The following is a 16,076-nucleotide window of genomic DNA, read 5'->3' as shown; positions in this document are numbered from 1 at the left end:
CCTCAGCAGCGGAAGGCTTGTCCCACAGCCTGTTTCGCATCCGGTCCCTGCTCCCGGAGACAGCCGAACGGGAGCACACCGGCATCGCTGATCCGCACCCCGGATTTCGTCGAGGTGCGGACGCAGAACAGGCCTGCGGTGTCGACGCGGCAAGTGAAATCCTTGACGCTCACCCGATTTCCGTACGGCAGGACCGCGCCGAAGCCGCGAACGAACGCTCCCGGATCACCGTGCAGGGATCCGACGGTCAGTGCGCCGCCGGAGTAATCGATCCAGTTGGGCACCCAGTTGCCATTGGGGCTGCCCGCGGGGCGTTCGGGTGGATTGCGCAGCTCGACCAGGCAGCTGAGGCCGTCGAGTCCGTCCTGGAAAGCGCTGATGCACTTGATCTTTCCGGTGGGACTGGTGAAGGCGATATCGCCGTTGAGCGGAGTGGCCACACCGTCGTCGGTGGTGGCCGTGGCGTATCGGGCGGGGTCGGCGGGAGTTCCGGCGCGCACCCAGGCGGCGACATCGTCGAAGGGCGCGCCCCGCTCCGGTGGCGCGGCGGTGGCGGTGGTGGGCGGCGCGCTGGGTGTGGTCGTCGGGAGTGCGTCGGGTACCGGATGCGGCTTCCCGTTGGTGGTGAGGGAACAGCCTGCCGCCAGGAGAACGAGAACAGTCAGCACCGCGATACGCATGCCGACCACCATAGGCGGTGCGGCAGGTGGACCCGAGTCGGATCGTAAAACGTACCGCCGCAGGCGGATTCAGCGCAGCGTGCTGCTGGACAGCAGGCGAGTGGGGCGGATGGCGATCACCACGCGCTGCGGATTCTCCCGCGGCGTGCGGTAGCGCTCGGCATAACGGCGTTCCGCGTCGGCGACCGCGGCCGGATCGTCGAGCACCTCGGCCGGACCCTCGAGGGTCAGCCAGCGGCGGCCCTCGAGCTGACTTACCGCGGCATATCCGCCGCGGCGCACATTGCGGACCTTCACCATATGCGCGGAGGTGATCACGCGAACCAGCCCGGCCTTCGGATCCCAGGTGAAGCCCACGGCCACCACATGCGGCGTGCCGTCGGCGCGCAGCGTGGTCAAGGTGGCCAGATGCCGCTCGGTCACGAACTCGAGTGCTGGCACGGGCAGTTCGATCAGCGGGGCGGTACCGGTCATGCCAGAGACAGTAATAGCCGAATGGCAGACTGTGGCGCATGGGTGTGCGAGGACACGAGGTCGACGCCGGAACGATCCTGCTGTTCGGCGGCCGCAGCGAGATGGGTCTCGAGATCGCGCAACGGCTCGCGCCGGGCCGCGTGGTTATTCTGGCCGCGCGGCGCAGCACCGATCTCGACGCAGAGCGGGCCCGGATCGAGGGCGCGGGGGCCGCGGCCGTGCATCGCGTGGAATTCGACGCCGACGATGTGGCGAGCCATCAGCCGCTGCTGGACAAGGTCGTCGCCGAGCACGGCCGGATCGGGGTCGCGGTGCTGGCCTTCGGCGTGCTGGGCGATCAGGCCCGTGCCGAACGGGATTCGGCCGCCGCCGTGGCGGTGCTGCAGACCGATTTCGTGGCCCAGGTCAGCGTGCTGACCGGCCTGGCGAATCTGCTGCGCGCCCAGGGTTCCGGGCAGATGGTGGTGTTCAGTTCCGTCGCGGGGATTCGGGTGCGCCGCGCGAACTACGTCTACGGTGCGGCCAAGGCCGGGCTGGACGGGTTCGCCAGCGGGCTGTCGGATGCGTTGCACGGCAGCGGTGTTCATCTGCTGCTGGTGCGCCCCGGATTCGTCATCGGCAAGATGACCGAGGGTATGGATCCGGCCGTGTTTTCCCGCAGGCCCGATCAGGTCGCCGACGCCGTCGTGACCGGCTTGCGCCGCCGGTCGAACCGGATCTGGGTGCCCGGCGTGCTGCGGTTGATGTTCTTTGTGGCTCGCTTTGTGCCCCAGTCGATTTGGCGTCGGATGCCCCGATGAGCTCCGGGGCCGGGGAGAACGTTGTGACGGTCGTCGGCATCGGGGCCGACGGCTGGGACGGGCTGGCGGGGCCCGCTCGGCGCGCGATCGCCGGGGCCGAGGTGCTGATGGGGTCGCGACGCCAATTGGAACTGGTGCCGGTGGACGCGGCTCGGGGCGAGCGGATCGTCTGGCCCTCGCCGTTGGTGCCCGCGCTGCCGGATTTGCTGGCGGCGCACCGGAATTCGCGGATATGCGTATTGGCCAGCGGCGATCCGATGTTCTACGGCATCGGGGTGACGTTGGCGAAACTGGTCGGGCCGCGGTCGTTGCGGGTGCTGCCGCAGCCGTCGTCGGCCTCGCTGGCCTGTGCGCGGCTGGGCTGGGGGCTGGCCGAGACGCCCGTGGTCAGCGCGGTGGGACGGCCGCTCGAGACCGTGCTGCCGGAACTCGCCGACCGACGTCGACTGCTGGTGCTCAGCGCGGACGAGAAGACGCCGGGGCTGCTCGCGGAATTGTTGTCGCGCAACGGCTTCGGGCGTTCCACGCTGACGGTGCTGGAGCAGCTCGGCGGACCGGAGGAGTATGCGGTCTCCGGGATCGCGCACGACTGGTCCGCATCGCCGGGCGATTCCCTCAATCTCGTCGCGATCGAATGTGTGGCCGACCCCGCCGCGCCGCGCCTGACCCGGCTGCCCGGCCTGCCGGACGAGTCCTATGGCGGCGACGGCCAGCTCACCAAGGCCGAGGTGCGGGCACTGTCGCTGGCCGCGCTCGCGCCCACGCCCGGTGAACTGCTGTGGGACGTCGGCGGCGGTTCCGGAACCATCGCCATCGAGTGGTGTCGCACCCATCCGGCTTGCCGCGCAACGACATTCGAGAGTTCCGAACAGCGTCGGGGCCAGATCGCCGCCAATACGGTCGCATTGGGCGTGCCGGGCATCGAGATTCGGGGCGAGCTGGCCACGGAATTGCGCGACGATCTCGGCGCGCCGGATGCGATATTCCTCGGCGGCGGGCTCACCCAACCCGGCGTGTTCGAAACCTGTTGGGAGCGACTGCGTCCCGGCGGCAGGTTGGTCGCCAACGCGGTCACCGCCGAATCCGAGGCGCTGCTGGTGCGCTGGGCCGCCGAGCACGGGGGAGCGCTGCGCCGATTCCAGATACACCGCGCCGAACCGCTGGGAAAATTTACCGCGTGGCGGCCGCAGCTACCGGTCTGCCAGTGGGTTGTCGTGAAAACGCACTGATTTCATCCGCAAATTTCTGACACTGTGCGAAACAGGCATACATCGACCGGGTATGGTCGGTGGCCGTAATTCGATTGTTATCGCAGGCACCCCTGAGGAACGTATGAACGTCTCGAAATTCGCCGCCACCGCCCTGATCTCCGTCGCCGCGACCGGTATCACCGCCGGCGCGGCCTATGCCGAACCCGTACCGGCTCCCGCCCCGGTGCAGAGTGAGGCCGTCCCGTCGGTGCAGGGCGCCGATCACGGCGTCGGCTACATCTCCCGGCTGGCCGATGCGGGCAAGTCGGTCGTCACCACCGTGACCGGCGGCAAGTTCAGCCTCGACACCGACGGCAAGTCGGTCACCCTGGCCGACAATGCCGGACAGGTCGTGACCCGCTTCCCGCTGACCGTGCAGCCCAGCGGCGAGAAGGTCGAGATCGCCGCCGCGATCGACGCCGACGGCTCACAGCTGACCCTGGCCCCGAAGGCGGCCACGGTGACCGCCAAGGACATCTCCTCCCAGGAGTGGTTCTTCGCCGAACTGCAGCGCGCCTCGCTGGGCGCGGCCGTCGGCGCGGTCATCGGCGGTCTGATCGGTCTGATTCTCGGTGTGTTCCCGCTGATTCCGGGCGCGGCACTGGGCGCAGTCATCGGCCTGCTGGTCGCGGGCGGGCAGCCGCTGATCGACTCGGGTATCGCCTACTTCAGCGGGCAGCCCTGAAAATCCTGATACTCGGCGGCACTCGCGAGGCGCGGGAGCTGGCCGAACGAGCCACCGGCGAGCGAGGATTCGAGGTCGTCTCCTCGCTCGCCGGTCGCGTTCGTGCACCGGCGCTTCCGATAGGGCAGGTGCGGGTCGGCGGCTTCGGCGGGGTCGATGGCCTGCGGGAGTGGTTGGCGGACAACGACGTCGACGTACTGGTCGACGCCACCCATCCCTTCGCGGCATTGATTTCCGAGCATGCGGCCGAGGCCGCGTCGAGCCTCGCGGTGCCGGTGATCCAGCTGCGTCGCCCAGGCTATCGTGCGCAGTCCGGCGACCACTGGACCCGCGTTCCCGATCTCGCGACCGCCGCCGAAACCGCTGCGGCACTGGGTGTTCGCATCTTCCTGACCATCGGACGCCAGGGTGTGGGCGCGTTCGCGGGGGCGGCCCGGCCGTGGTTTCTGATCCGCGCCATCGATCCACCCACGGGCCCGCTGCCGCCGAATCATGAAATCCTGCTGGCCCGTGGGCCGTTCGCATTCGACGACGAGCGGCGGCTGCTGGCCGAACGGCGAATCGACGTACTCGTCACCAAGGACAGCGGCGGCCCCACCACCGCCAAACTGTCCGCCGCCCGGGATCTGAACATCCCGGTCGTCCTCGTCGATCGACCGCCCCTACCCGCGGGCGCGTCGCCGGTGGACTCGGTGGCCGAAGTCCTGGAGCGGCTGCGCGGTCTCGGCTGAGCCGCGGATCAGGCGTGGTCGGCTATCGGCCGCCCGAGCAGCGCGGGCAGCCGATCGAACCACTCCAGTACCGCCCGCTCGTAGCGGATGCCGAAGTCCAGCGCGGCCCGCTCGTAGCGCGAATCCGGGGCGGGTTCCTCGGCCAGATAGCGCGTGAGTCGGTCCTGATGCAGCTCCCGGTTCGCGCCGATGATGCGATCGAGCCGATCCGGGTCCACGAACTGCCCGAACGACAGCGTCAGCAGCAGTGGGACGCGGATGGTCTCCGCGCCCGGGTCGCGAGCGATCCACTCCGCGAACGCCTCTCGGCCCTCCTCGGTGATGTGATAGGGCGTGCGCTCGCGCGCGCCCGTCTCACCCTTGGCGACCAGCCCCGCCTTGTCCATGGTCGCCAATTCGCGATACACCTGACTCTGGGTGATCGTCCAGAAATCCCCGATCCGCTCCTGGGCGAGATTCACCAGATCCCATCCCGATGCCGGGCCCTCGTGCAGAAAGCCCAGTAGCGAGGCCGCTGTGGAATTCAGCCCCCGCTTGGATACACCGTCGGTCACCGCACCCCTTCCCACTTAATGCTCCACAATGGGATGTTACAGGTAGTTCGTTGTTCAACTATGCACGGCCCTCGGCGCGTCGTCGATCGCGGGCGCGGTGGACCGATCAGGACGGCTGGTAGCGGCGGGAGGTGAATACCCGTCGCCCGCTGGGTGTTTCGAACGCGCTGGTGGTGGATGCGCCGATGATCAGCAGCGTGCGCATGTCGACTTCGGCCGGATCCAGTTCGGCCAGGGTGAGTGCTCGCACCGATTCGGTGGGTCCGCCCACATCGCGACCGAGCACGACCGGGGTATCGGGCTTGCGATATTCGAGCAGCAGCTCACGCATGGCCGCGACCTGCCAGGTGCGCTGCGATGACGCCGGGTTGTAGATGGCGATGGCCATATCCGCGCCCGCGACCGCGGCCAGCCGCTCGGCCACCGCCTCCCAGGGCTTGAGTCGATCCGATAGCGAGATCATCGCGAAATCGTGTCCCAGCGGCGCGCCGATCCGCGCGGCGACGGCACTCGCGGCGGTGACCCCCGGCAGCACCCGCACCGGCACCTCGCGCCACTGCGGATCCGCCGATTCCTCCACGACCGCCGCGGCCATCGCGAAAACGCCCGGATCGCCGGACGATACGACGACCACCCGAGCCCCCTGCTTCGCCAGATCCAATGCCATTGCGGCGCGCTCGGATTCCACGCGATTGTCGCTGGCGTGCAGCCGCTGGCCGGGGCGGCGCGGGACCCGGTTCACATAGGTGGTGTAGCCGACGATATCGGTGGCCTCGGCCAATGCCTTCGAGGCCTCGGGGGTGGTCCATTCCGTCGAGCCGGGGCCGAGTCCGACCACGACCACTTCGCCTCCGCGGTCTGCTTCGTCGTCGGTGGGCGAAATTCGCTGCGGTTCGGCATGTTTCGCTGCTGCGGTGGCGGTCCCGGTGGCGGACAGCGGGATCTCGGTGGTCGGTTGTGGGCCGGGGACCAGCGTGATCGAAAAGTAGGGCACGCCTTCGTCATCGACGTCGTCGGCGCGCAGCACCCGTTGGCGGTCGGTGCTCGCGCGTTCGATGTAGTACGCGTCGTCGATCCGGCCAGAATTCGAAAGCGCCTGTCGCACACCGGGATAGGTGCGGCCGAGTTTCATGACCGCGGCCGCGCCGGTATCGGCCAGGCGTCGGGTCAGCTCCTCGGCGGGCAGCGTGCCGGGCAGGATCGTGAGTACCTGATCGCCCTCGACCAGCGGCGTGCCCAGCGCGGCCGCGGCGGCGCTGACCGAGGTGATGCCGGGGATGATCTCGGCCTCGAAGCGGTCGGCGAGGCGTCGGTGCATATGCATGTAGGAGCTGTAGAACAGCGGATCGCCCGCGGCCAGCAGCGCCACCGAGCGCCCGGCCTCCAGATGGACGGCGAGACGCCGCGCGGCCTGCTCGTAGAACTCCTCCATCGCGCCCTGATAGCCGCCGGGATGATCGGTGGTCTCGGTGGTGACCGGGTAGATCAGATGCTCCTCGAGCTGACCCGCCCGCATATAGGGCGCGGCGATCGCGCGAGAGATGCTGCGTCCGTGTCGCGCGCTGTGGAAGGCGATGACATCGGCGGCGGCGATGAGGCGGGCGGCCTTCACCGTCACCAGCTCCGGATCACCCGGGCCCAGGCCGATTCCCCAGAGTTTGCCGCTCATTCCTGTTCGCTCGCAATCGCATTCAATGCGGCGGCGGTGATGGCGCTGCCGCCGCGACGCCCGTGCACGGTCAGGTAGTCGATGCCACCGTATTCGGCCAGGGCCTGTTTGGATTCGACCGCGCCGACGAAGCCGACCGGAATGCCGAGCACCGCGGCGGGCCGGGGCGCACCGGCGTCGAGCATATCGAGCAGATGGAACAGCGCCGTCGGCGCATTGCCGATCGCCACCACCGCGCCGTCGAGGCGGTCGCGCCAAAGTTCCAGGGCCGCGGCCGATCTGGTGTTGTTCAGCTCGCGCGCCAGCTCGGGCACGCGCGGATCGGCGAGTAGACAGAGCACTTCGTTGTCCGCGGGCAGCCGGGTGCGAGTGACTCCGGCGGCGACCATATTGGCATCGCACAGAATCGGCGCGCCCGCGCGCAGCGCCGCGCGGGCGCGCGCCACCACATCGGCGCTGAAGCCGATATCGGCGGCGAGATCGACCTGGCCGCAGGCGTGGATCATCCGGACCGCGACCCGCGCGACATCGTCCGGGAAGCGGGTCAGATCGGCCTCGGACCGGATGGTCGCGAACGAGCGCCGGTAGATCTCGGCCCCGTCGGTGAGGTAGCTGGTGCGCACGTCGGACATGGCGTCCACCCTAGAAGTGTGGGCGCGGGGTGAACTCGGCGGGCTCGCAATCAGGTTCGCGGGCGCTCCAGCAGTCGGGACATGACAATGCTGCTGCGAGTTCGCCCGACACGAACGTTCTCGCGGATTCGCTCGACGGTCGATTCGATCTCGGCCATATCGGTAGCCATTACATGTACCAGCGCGTCGGCCTCGCCCGCGATCGTCCACACACCGACCACCTGCGGGATCGGTTCGAGGGTGCGGCGCAGTTCGGCGGGGGAGATGTTGTCGCGGTAGTAGACCTCGACATAAGCCTCGGTGCGCCAGCCCAGTGCCGTCGGATTCACCTGTGCGGTGAAGCCGGTGATCTGGCCGCCCGCGACCATCTTGTCGACCCGCCGCTTCACCGCGGGCGCCGACAGTCCGACCCCCGCGCCGATCTCCTGAAACGAGGCTCTCGCCTGACGCAGCAGATGGGCGAGAATTCGCCGGTCGAGCTCATCCATGTCGCGCACCTCACAGGTAGATCGAAATCTTCGCCGGTCACGCAACGAATCGATGCTCCGAATCCCATCTGCGCAACGAATCGTTGTTCCTGGTGCAACACTACGCCATTTACCTTCGTGTCTAGACCTGTATGCGCCGAACCTGGGAGCCCCGTTGACCTCCGTTGCCACGCTGCCCGCACCCGAACCGGCCGGTGTTCGTCAGCCCACGCCGCGTCGCTATCTCATGTGCCGCCCCGATCATTTCGACGTCTACTACGCGATCAACCCCTGGATGGATGTCACCACCCCGGTCGATCGCGCCCTCGCGCTGGCGCAGTGGGAGAACCTGCGCGCCACCTTCGAACGCCACGGCCACAGCGTGGAGGTCATCGCCGGTGAGCCCGGTCTGCCGGATATGGTCTTCGCCGCCAACGGCGGCCTGGTGATCGGGGATCGGGCGCTGTCGGCCCGTTTCGCCAATGCCGAACGCGTGGCGGAGGGTCCGGCGTATCACGCGTGGCTGGCGGGTCGGGGTTTGGTCGAGGTGCTCGCCGCGGCCGAAACCAACGAGGGCGAGGGCGATTTCACGGTCGTGGGCGAGCGGATCCTGGCCGGGACCGGATTCCGCAGCTCACCGGCCGCCCATCGCGAGGTCGAGCGGTTCTTCGGTCTGCCGGTGATCACCCTCGAACTGGTCGACCCCCGCTTCTATCACCTCGACACCGCGGTCATGGCCCTCGCCGACACGATCGCCTACTACCCGGCCGCATTCAGCTCGGCCAGCGCGGCGCTGCTGGCGCGGCTGTATCCCGACGCGATCATCGCCACCGAGGCCGACGCGGTGGTGCTGGGCCTCAACGGGGTGTGCGACGGCAAGCATGTCTTCCTCAGCGATCGCGCGGTAGCGCTGTCGGAGCAGCTGCGCGATCGCGGATTCGAACCGGTCGGTATCGACCTGTCCGAACTGTTGAAGGCCGGTGGCAGCGTGAAGTGCTGCACGCTCGAAATGCACGCCGCCCGAATCAGAACGGCAGTGGCGCCCGCCATGGGCTGATCGACCGATCATGCAGCGGATGTGCCAGCACGACGAACCGGAACAGCAGCAGCGCCCCGCTGAGCTGCAGGATCGCCAATGGCACCTCCGCGAGCAACGCCGTACCCACCGACACCCACACATCGCCCGGTTCGGCGGTCACGATGTCGAACCAGGCGTCGATCAGCAGCAGTAATCCGGTGCCGAACGCCGGCAGGATCAACAGCACCCGCCGGCGCCAGCCCAGATACGCGGTCGTCGCCATCATCAACACCAGCAGAATGTCGAATCCGATCCAGGCCAGCGACCAGTTGCGGGCGTGATATTCGGCGGGCAGCGTCAATCCCAGATACACCAGCCACGGGATCATCGCGATCGTTCCGCCGACCATCAGCGTCAACCGCACCCGCCGATGCAGCCGCGCCACCTCCGGGCGCGGCAACAGCACATGAATCGGATCCTGCAGCCGCCGGATGAGATCGCGCCGCTGAAAATCCGACAGGGCCGCGATCTCGGCATCACTCAGGACAGCCGTCGTCGCGGCCCGGGGCGTCCGATCCTCCTCAGCAGGGCGAACCATGGTTTCATAGTGCACCCTGTAGCGGGATGAGTCCCGCATCGGTCGACCGGAAACCGCACGCCTCGAAATAGAACGGCCGCAACCGCGGCTCGAAGTCGACGTGCAGCCACGTACACCCCGCCCGCGCGGCGGCGTCGGCCGCTCGACGCACGAGCTCGGTGCCGACACCACGCCGCGGCCGATCCGGACGCACCTCGGGATCGAGCAGAAAAGCATGATCACCGCCATCCCACGCCACATCGGCGAACCCGACCAACTCACCGTTGCCCACCCGTCCGGTCACCCAGCCGAGACTGTGCGGCCGCACCCGATCCCACCATCCGACCTCCGCCACCCCACCGTGCGCCCGAGTCAGCGCCGCCAACTCGGCTTCGACAACCTCGGCCCGCCACCGGTAATCAATGTCCATGCCGACCGTCAGACCCGGCGTATATCGCCGCGATCCAATCCTTTTCGATCATCAAGCGGGTTCTGTCGGAGTGACGCCCGGTCGCACTCGCTCACGTGCTTCCGGGAGGCGCGGCGACCTGGCCGGAACGGTGGTGGGCTTGCGGCAATCGGCGGTCGGCGCGGTTGCGGCCGGTCAGGCGGTTTCGTCGGGTGGGGTGACGCGGTAGCCGGTCGGTGTGGCGACTATGTCGGTGACGGGGCCGCGAGGGCGGCCGCAGCGACGGTCGCAGCCGGACCAGTGTTGGCGGCCCGTGGTCGTTACGAGGTCCGCGGGGACGTTCGCTGCGGGGGTGGTGGTGTCGTGGGCGGCGCGGCCGGAGGTGACCGCGGCCGCGGCGTCGGCGCGAACGTCGGTATGGGATTTGGCGCACCCGGGCTGTCCGGCGCAGGCGCTGACCAGTAGCCAGGGGGAGTCGGCGTCGAAGATCAGGCCCATCGGGGCCAGTACGCGGACCACCTGTTCGGCCACCCATTCGTCCAGATCGGGGACGATCAAACTGCGCCAGGGCGTCACGATCAGTGGACGATCCACGGCCGCAAGGAATTCGGCGGTCCGGGCGGGCAGGCTGCCCAGCGCCACGCCCGCGCCGAGCGCCACGCGATCGTCGGCCTGAGTGAACCAGCCGACCGGAACTGCTTGGGGGGTGGGCGGTTCCAGCGGTTCGGCCACGGGGGCGAGGCCCAGGGCGGCGGTGATTCGGGCGGGGCCGTGCGGAATCTCGTGCAGCCGCCAGTGATCGCCGCGCAGATCCTGGAAATAATGCGCGGCTTCGACGAGTATCGGCACGATCTGGGCACGCCCGAGCCGGATACCGCTGTCGCGCCCGCCCAGCAGCAGCGCGAATTCGTCGGTGTCCGTGGCGTGTACACCGAGATCACCGCCGAGGCCGCTCACATCGCCGCGCCCGTCGTCGAGGGTGAACAGCACCCGTCCCGGCAGCTCCGCCAGCCGGGGCGCGGCGCGTAACTGCGCGTCCAGCGCGGGCACCAGCGCCTGGACATCGGTCCAGCCGCCGACCCGGCCCGACAGCGGCGAGGCGACGATATTGCGCACCCGCTCATGGGTGGGACTCGGCAGCAGATCCACCGCGGCGAGCCGCGCGGCCAGCGCATTCGCATCCCGAACCCGGCGCAATTGCACATTGCCGCGCGAGGTGAGCTCGATCGCGCCGTCGGCCAGATCCCGCGCGGCCTCGGCCAGTGCCTGCACCTGAACGGGTTCGAGCAGCCCGCCCGGCAGGCGAATTCGCGCCAGCGGGCCGTCGGCGGCCTGATGCAGGCGCAGTACGCCGGGGCAGGAATCGGGTTCGGGGCGAGTCATGACGCCTTCAGCCTACGGACCAGTGCGCGGATCAGCCGTTCCGGTGTGGATGCTCGCGGCGAGCAGGTTCGCGGCGCGCGGCGAAGGGCGGAGTGCGCTGCCATGGGTCGGCCAGCAGATTGGGCGTGGCGTGATGGTCGACGTGATCACGGTGCACGGTCGTACCGATCGACGTGAAGCCGAGGACGAATGCGGTCGCGCAGATCCCGCCCGCCACGACCGCCCAGCGGGTATGGCCCGTCCCCGCGGCGGTGAGCGCCAGTGCCAGCGTCGCGAATCCGATCAGCACGCAGAAGTAGCTGACCCAGGCCACGAACCGATTGCGACGAACCCATCTCGGAGTCGCCGCCATCTCAGTACCAACCCCGCCCGGGCTGCTCCTCGAATCCCTCACGTCCGGGCTCGTGCCCCTTCCACGGCGGTTCGGGAACGTAGCTGTCGGACAACAGATGCGGTGTCTCGTGGCGGTCGACCCGGTCGCGGCGCACAGTCGATTCGAATACCAGCAGCCCCGTGATCGCCACCACCGCACACACTCCGGCGGCGCCGATGGCCAATCCGCTGCGATGTCCCGCAGCAGCCGCGAGTGCCATGGCCAGCAATGCCACGGCAACCATCATGCAAACAATTCCCGACCAGGCGGCGAATCGGTTCCGCCTGGCCCACCCAGGTGAGTTCGGCATACGCACAGCGTACGCCCCGACCGGTCGGTCCGATATCAGAAAACGTCAGTGATTCGTATTTTTCTTACCGCTGTGACCAGCGTTGATGTCATAAAGGGTGCGGATGTGGCGCAAGGCGTTGCGCAGCGGGTGCGTTCACGGGCACTGTGTCGATACGGGCGCGGCCGACGGTCGAAGCCCACCCGGGGCGATGTAGCATCCGGGGGCTCGTCACAAAGAGGAAACCGGTGCAATTCCGGTGCGGTCGCGCCACTGTGAAAGTCAGACCCTCTCGGCGAGCGCGACATCCGTGCTGGGCGCGTCACCCCGAGGGAAGGCCGAACCGTGATCCTGCTGCTGTCCACCTCCGACACAGATCTGTTGTCCGCGCGCGCCAGTGGCGCCGAGTTCCGGCTCGGCAACCCGGCTCGGCTGCTGGTCGAGGATCTGCCCGCGCTGCTCGACGGCGCGGATCTGGTGGTCGTGCGCATCCTGGGCGGCCGCCGGGCCTGGGAGGAGGGCCTGGAGACCTTGCGCGCCAGCGGTATTCCGGTGGTGGCGGTCGGCGGTGAGATGGCTCCCGACGCCGAGCTGATGGAATGTTCCACCGTGCCCGGCGGTGTGGCCGCCGACGCGCACAACTATCTGGCCGCGGGCGGCCCGGCCAATCTGCGCCAGCTGCACAACTTCCTGTCCGATACCGTGCTGCTGACCGGGCACGGCTTCGAGCCACCGGTACAGCTGCCGAGCTGGGGCGAATTGGAGCGCGCCGCCCGCACCGTCGAGGCCGCGGCGCCGACCGTGGCCGTGCTGTACTACCGTGCCCAGCACCTGGCCGGGAACACCGCCTATATCGATGCGCTGTGCACGGCCATCGAGAATGCCGGGGCCCGACCGCTTCCGCTGTACTGCGCCTCGCTGCGCACCGGCGAGCCGGAGCTGATCGCGACGCTGCGCACCGCCGACGCCCTGGTGGTGACGGTGCTCGCCGCGGGCGGCAGCAAGCCCGCGACGGCCGCGGCGGGCGGTGACGACGCCGCGTGGGATATCGGCGAACTGGCCGACCTGGATGTGCCGATCCTCCAGGCACTGTGCCTGACCAGCGGCCGCGCCCAGTGGGAGGACAACGACGACGGACTGTCCCCGCTGGATGTCGCCACCCAGGTCGCGGTGCCCGAATTCGACGGGCGCATCATCACGGTTCCCTTCTCCTTCAAGGAATTCGACGCCGACGGGCTCTCGACCTATGTCCCCGACGCCGAGCGGGCGGCGCGGGTGGCGGGCATCGCGGTGCGGCATGCCCGGCTGCGCCACATTCCGGTGGAGCGTCGCCGGGTGGCGCTGGTGTGGTCGGCCTATCCGACCAAGCACGCCCGCATCGGCAATGCCGTGGGCCTGGACACCCCGGCCAGCGCCATTCGACTGCTCACCGAGATGCAAACGGCCGGTTACGATCTCGGCGCGCCGGGTGAGGTGCCCGGATTGGCCGAGCGTGACGGCGATGCGCTGATCCACGCGATCATCGCCGCGGGCGGACAGGATCCGGACTGGCTCACCGCAGAACAGTTGGAGGGCAATCCGATTCGCATCGCCGCCCGCCGCTACCGGGCGTGGTTCGACACCCTGCCCGATCAGTTGCGCGAGGCCGTGATCGAGGCCTGGGGCCCGCCCCCGGGTGAGCTGTATGTCGACCGCTCGGCCGATCCGGAGGGCGAAATCGTCATCGCCGCACTGCGATTCGGCAATGTGGTGCTGATGGTGCAGCCGCCGCGCGGCTTCGGTGAGAATCCGGTCGCGATCTACCACGATCCGGATCTCCCGCCGAGCCACCACTATCTGGCCGCCTACCGCTGGATCTCCGATCCGGAGGGTTTCGGCGCCGACGCCATGGTGCATCTGGGCAAGCACGGTAATCTCGAGTGGCTGCCCGGTAAGACCCTCGGCATGTCCGCGGCGTGCGGAACCGATGCGGCGCTGGGTGATCTGCCGCTGATCTACCCGTTCCTGGTCAACGATCCGGGCGAGGGCACCCAGGCCAAGCGGCGCGCCCACGCCACCCTGGTCGACCACCTCATCCCGCCGATGGCGCGCGCCGAAACCTACGGAGATATCTCGCGCCTCGAACAGCTGCTCGACGAGCATGCCAATATCTCGGCGCTGGATCCGGCGAAACTGCCCGCCATCCGCCAGCAGATCTGGACGCTCATGCGCGCGGCCAAGATGGACCACGATCTGGGCCTGGCCGAACGGCCCGACGAGGAATCGTTCGACGATATGCTGCTGCACGTCGACGGCTGGCTGTGCGAGATCAAGGATGTGCAGATCCGCGACGGCCTGCATGTGCTGGGCCAGGCGCCGGTCGGCGAGGGCGAATTGGATCTGGTGCTGGCCATGCTGCGCGCCCGGCAGCTGTGGGGCGGCGAGATCGCGGTGCCCGGTCTGCGAGAGGCGTTGGGGCTCGACGAATCCGGTACCGAATCGCGCGATCGGGTGGATACCGTCGAAACGCAGGCGCGGGCGCTGTTGGGTGCCCTGCAGGCCGCGGACTGGTCGGTCGATGCGGTGGACGATGTGCTCTCGCGGCTGGTGGTGACCACCGAATCCGCTGGGGCGCAAGATGATTCGCTGTCCGAGCACGGTCGGGACGGCGGCCCGACCGCGATCGTGATCCCGCAGCGGCGGTTGGACACCCTGCGGCAGGTGCTGCGCTTCGCCGCCACCGAGGTGGTCCCGCGATTGCGGCAGACCGGAATCGAGATCGACCGGATCCTGCACGCGCTCGACGGCGGTTTCATTCCGGCCGGGCCGAGCGGATCGCCGCTGCGCGGGCTGATCAATGTGCTGCCGACCGGACGCAACTTCTACTCGGTGGATCCCAAGGCCGTGCCGTCGCGACTGGCGTGGGAAACCGGTCAGGCCATGGCGGATTCGCTGCTGCAGCGCTATCTCGCCGACCACGGGGAGTATCCGCGCTCGGTCGGCCTGTCGGTCTGGGGCACCTCGGCCATGCGGACCTCCGGTGACGATATCGCCGAGGTGTTCGCGCTGCTGGGCGTGCGGCCGGTATGGGACGAGGCCAGCCGCCGCGTCACCACCCTCGAGGTGATCCCGCTCGCCGAATTGGCCCGTCCGCGTGTCGATGTGACCGTCCGCATCTCCGGCTTCTTCCGCGACGCGTTCCCCCATGTGGTGACGCTGCTCGACGATGCGGTGCGGCTGGTCGCCGACCTCGACGAGCCCGCCGAGTCGAATTACGTTCGCGCCCACGCACAGGCGGACCTGGCGCAGCACGGTGACGCGCGCCGGGCCACCACCCGCATCTTCGGCTCCAAGCCGGGCACCTACGGCGCGGGCCTGCTACAGCTGATCGACTCCAAGAGCTGGCGTACCGACGACGATCTGGCCCAGGTGTACACCGCGTGGGGCGGTTTCGCCTACGGCCGCGACCTCGACGGCGCTCCAGCCGCCGACGATATGCGCAGCGCCTATCGTCGAATCGCGGTGGCCGCCAAGAACACCGACACCCGCGAGCACGATATCGCCGACTCCGACGACTACTTCCAGTACCACGGCGGTATGGTCGCCGCGGTGCGCGCGCTGACCGGGAAGAACCCCGAGGCCTATATCGGCGACAGCACCCGTCCCGATGCCGTGCGCACCCGAACCCTGTCGGAGGAGACCACCCGCGTGTTCCGCGCCCGCGTGGTCAATCCGCGCTGGCTCGAGGCGATGCGTCGGCACGGTTACAAGGGTGCCTTCGAAATGGCGGCCACCGTCGACTATCTGTTCGGCTACGACGCCACCACCAATGTGGTCGCCGACTGGATGTATGAAAAGCTCTCCGAGAGCTACGTATTCGACGAGGTGAATCGCAAGTTCATGGAGCAGTCGAATCCGTGGGCCTTGCACGGAATCGCCGAACGGCTCCTCGAAGCCGCCGAGCGCGGGCTGTGGGAGCATCCGGAGGCGCAGACGCTGCGGCAATTGCGTCAGGTCTATCTGGAAACCGAAGGCGAATTGGAGTAGTCGTTCCGCTCGCCTGCCCCTCGAAGCACCGTCTTTGGCGCGTCGGGGAACGCGAGGAG

17 protein-coding genes and 1 riboswitch are annotated in these 16,076 nt (G+C 68.6%); of the genes, 6 read left to right on the top strand and 11 right to left on the bottom strand.

Annotated features, from left to right (window positions below):
- Positions 1-2: 2 nt before the first annotated feature.
- Complete coding sequence (locus NP4_RS22975; protein WP_068001648.1) at positions 3-680, bottom strand: hypothetical protein; 678 nt, start codon at positions 678-680, stop codon at positions 3-5.
- A gap of 69 nt (positions 681-749) precedes the next feature.
- Positions 750-1,154 carry a PPOX class F420-dependent oxidoreductase gene (locus NP4_RS22970; protein WP_068001398.1) on the bottom strand — a complete coding sequence of 135 codons (405 nt, stop codon included), beginning with the start codon at positions 1,152-1,154 and terminating at the stop codon, positions 750-752.
- Between the two features lie 38 nt (positions 1,155-1,192).
- On the opposite strand from NP4_RS22970, the gene dprE2 reads away from it, so the two are divergent.
- The 4 genes from dprE2 (at position 1,193) to NP4_RS22950 (ending at position 4,620) form a co-directional block, all read left to right on the top strand.
- Entirely contained in the window at positions 1,193-1,954 is a 762-nt protein-coding gene (dprE2, locus tag NP4_RS22965; protein WP_068001396.1) for a decaprenylphospho-beta-D-erythro-pentofuranosid-2-ulose 2-reductase, read from the top strand.
- Positions 1,951-3,183, top strand: a complete 1,233-nt coding sequence (locus NP4_RS22960) for a bifunctional cobalt-precorrin-7 (C(5))-methyltransferase/cobalt-precorrin-6B (C(15))-methyltransferase (protein ID WP_068001393.1) — start codon at positions 1,951-1,953, stop codon at positions 3,181-3,183. Before dprE2 ends, NP4_RS22960 begins: the two co-directional genes overlap by 4 nt.
- Before the next feature lie 103 nt (positions 3,184-3,286).
- Positions 3,287-3,889: a DUF8020 domain-containing protein gene (locus tag NP4_RS22955; RefSeq protein ID WP_068001391.1), complete on the top strand. Its 603-nt coding sequence runs from the start codon at positions 3,287-3,289 to the stop codon at positions 3,887-3,889.
- Positions 3,886-4,620, top strand: coding sequence for a cobalt-precorrin-6A reductase (locus tag NP4_RS22950; RefSeq protein WP_068001645.1), 735 nt, complete (start codon positions 3,886-3,888; stop codon positions 4,618-4,620). The genes NP4_RS22955 and NP4_RS22950 overlap by 4 nt, the downstream gene beginning before the upstream one ends.
- An 8-nt stretch (positions 4,621-4,628) precedes the next feature.
- On the opposite strand, the gene NP4_RS22945 is transcribed toward NP4_RS22950, so the two are convergent.
- From NP4_RS22945 to NP4_RS22930, 4 genes are all read right to left on the bottom strand, one after another.
- Positions 4,629-5,174, bottom strand: coding sequence for a PadR family transcriptional regulator (locus tag NP4_RS22945; protein ID WP_068001389.1), 546 nt, complete (start codon positions 5,172-5,174; stop codon positions 4,629-4,631).
- 106 nt (positions 5,175-5,280) lie between these two features.
- Complete coding sequence (gene cobJ, locus NP4_RS22940; RefSeq protein ID WP_068001386.1) at positions 5,281-6,843, bottom strand: precorrin-3B C(17)-methyltransferase; 1,563 nt, start codon at positions 6,841-6,843, stop codon at positions 5,281-5,283.
- Positions 6,840-7,475 carry a precorrin-8X methylmutase gene (locus NP4_RS22935; protein ID WP_068001384.1) on the bottom strand — a complete coding sequence of 212 codons (636 nt, stop codon included), beginning with the start codon at positions 7,473-7,475 and terminating at the stop codon, positions 6,840-6,842. Before NP4_RS22935 ends, cobJ begins: the two co-directional genes overlap by 4 nt.
- Before the next feature lie 50 nt (positions 7,476-7,525).
- On the bottom strand, positions 7,526-7,963 hold the full coding sequence (locus tag NP4_RS22930) for an Lrp/AsnC family transcriptional regulator (RefSeq protein ID WP_068001381.1): 438 nt from the start codon (positions 7,961-7,963) through the stop codon (positions 7,526-7,528).
- A gap of 154 nt (positions 7,964-8,117) precedes the next feature.
- Here NP4_RS22930 and ddaH point away from each other — a divergent pair, with 154 nt between their 5' ends.
- Positions 8,118-8,999, top strand: coding sequence for a dimethylargininase (gene ddaH, locus NP4_RS22925; protein ID WP_245997419.1), 882 nt, complete (start codon positions 8,118-8,120; stop codon positions 8,997-8,999).
- On the opposite strand, the gene NP4_RS22920 is transcribed toward ddaH, so the two are convergent.
- The 5 genes from NP4_RS22920 to NP4_RS22900 all read right to left on the bottom strand — a co-directional run bounded on the left by NP4_RS22920 (position 8,968) and on the right by NP4_RS22900 (position 11,949).
- Complete coding sequence (locus NP4_RS22920) at positions 8,968-9,558, bottom strand: hypothetical protein (protein WP_068001642.1); 591 nt, start codon at positions 9,556-9,558, stop codon at positions 8,968-8,970. The two genes, ddaH and NP4_RS22920, sit on opposite strands and share 32 nt — an antisense overlap.
- A gap of 4 nt (positions 9,559-9,562) precedes the next feature.
- The gene (locus NP4_RS22915; RefSeq protein ID WP_068001375.1) at positions 9,563-9,967 is read right to left on the bottom strand and encodes a GNAT family N-acetyltransferase; all 405 of its coding nucleotides are present in this window, start codon (positions 9,965-9,967) and stop codon (positions 9,563-9,565) included.
- Positions 9,968-10,141: 174 nt separating this feature from the next.
- Positions 10,142-11,329 carry a precorrin-3B synthase gene (gene cobG, locus NP4_RS22910; RefSeq protein ID WP_068001372.1) on the bottom strand — a complete coding sequence of 396 codons (1,188 nt, stop codon included), beginning with the start codon at positions 11,327-11,329 and terminating at the stop codon, positions 10,142-10,144.
- 31 nt (positions 11,330-11,360) lie between these two features.
- Positions 11,361-11,642 carry a hypothetical protein gene (locus NP4_RS22905; RefSeq protein WP_147287898.1) on the bottom strand — a complete coding sequence of 94 codons (282 nt, stop codon included), beginning with the start codon at positions 11,640-11,642 and terminating at the stop codon, positions 11,361-11,363.
- Between the two features lie 40 nt (positions 11,643-11,682).
- Positions 11,683-11,949, bottom strand: coding sequence for a hypothetical protein (locus tag NP4_RS22900; protein ID WP_068001368.1), 267 nt, complete (start codon positions 11,947-11,949; stop codon positions 11,683-11,685).
- A 269-nt stretch (positions 11,950-12,218) separates the two neighbouring features.
- Positions 12,219-12,291: riboswitch (adenosylcobalamin-variant (AdoCbl-variant) riboswitch) on the top strand.
- 45 nt (positions 12,292-12,336) lie between these two features.
- On the opposite strand from NP4_RS22900, the gene cobN reads away from it, so the two are divergent.
- Entirely contained in the window at positions 12,337-16,017 is a 3,681-nt protein-coding gene (gene cobN / locus NP4_RS22895; protein ID WP_068001364.1) for a cobaltochelatase subunit CobN, read from the top strand.
- Positions 16,018-16,076: the final 59 nt, after the last annotated feature.

It is taken from the genome of Nocardia pseudobrasiliensis NBRC 108224 (assembly GCF_001613105.1).
Lineage (GTDB): Bacteria > Actinomycetota > Actinomycetes > Mycobacteriales > Mycobacteriaceae > Nocardia > Nocardia pseudobrasiliensis.
This window is presented reverse-complemented; position numbering and strand designations above follow the sequence as displayed.

Excerpts from the sequence above, each read along its gene's own strand:
- NP4_RS22975 (WP_068001648.1), bottom strand. The coding sequence starts at position 680 with ATGCGTATCGCGGTGCTGACTGTTCTCGTTCTCCTGGCGGCAGGCTGT.
- NP4_RS22960 (WP_068001393.1), top strand. The coding sequence starts at position 1,951 with ATGAGCTCCGGGGCCGGGGAGAACGTTGTGACGGTCGTCGGCATCGGG.
- NP4_RS22915 (WP_068001375.1), bottom strand. The coding sequence starts at position 9,967 with ATGGACATTGATTACCGGTGGCGGGCCGAGGTTGTCGAAGCCGAGTTG.
- NP4_RS22900 (WP_068001368.1), bottom strand. The coding sequence starts at position 11,949 with ATGATGGTTGCCGTGGCATTGCTGGCCATGGCACTCGCGGCTGCTGCG.
- dprE2 (WP_068001396.1), top strand. The coding sequence starts at position 1,193 with ATGGGTGTGCGAGGACACGAGGTCGACGCCGGAACGATCCTGCTGTTC.
- NP4_RS22935 (WP_068001384.1), bottom strand. The coding sequence starts at position 7,475 with ATGTCCGACGTGCGCACCAGCTACCTCACCGACGGGGCCGAGATCTAC.
- cobG (WP_068001372.1), bottom strand. The coding sequence starts at position 11,329 with ATGACTCGCCCCGAACCCGATTCCTGCCCCGGCGTACTGCGCCTGCAT.
- cobJ (WP_068001386.1), bottom strand. The coding sequence starts at position 6,843 with ATGAGCGGCAAACTCTGGGGAATCGGCCTGGGCCCGGGTGATCCGGAG.
- NP4_RS22930 (WP_068001381.1), bottom strand. The coding sequence starts at position 7,963 with ATGGATGAGCTCGACCGGCGAATTCTCGCCCATCTGCTGCGTCAGGCG.
- NP4_RS22955 (WP_068001391.1), top strand. The coding sequence starts at position 3,287 with ATGAACGTCTCGAAATTCGCCGCCACCGCCCTGATCTCCGTCGCCGCG.
- NP4_RS22970 (WP_068001398.1), bottom strand. The coding sequence starts at position 1,154 with ATGACCGGTACCGCCCCGCTGATCGAACTGCCCGTGCCAGCACTCGAG.
- NP4_RS22920 (WP_068001642.1), bottom strand. The coding sequence starts at position 9,558 with ATGGTTCGCCCTGCTGAGGAGGATCGGACGCCCCGGGCCGCGACGACG.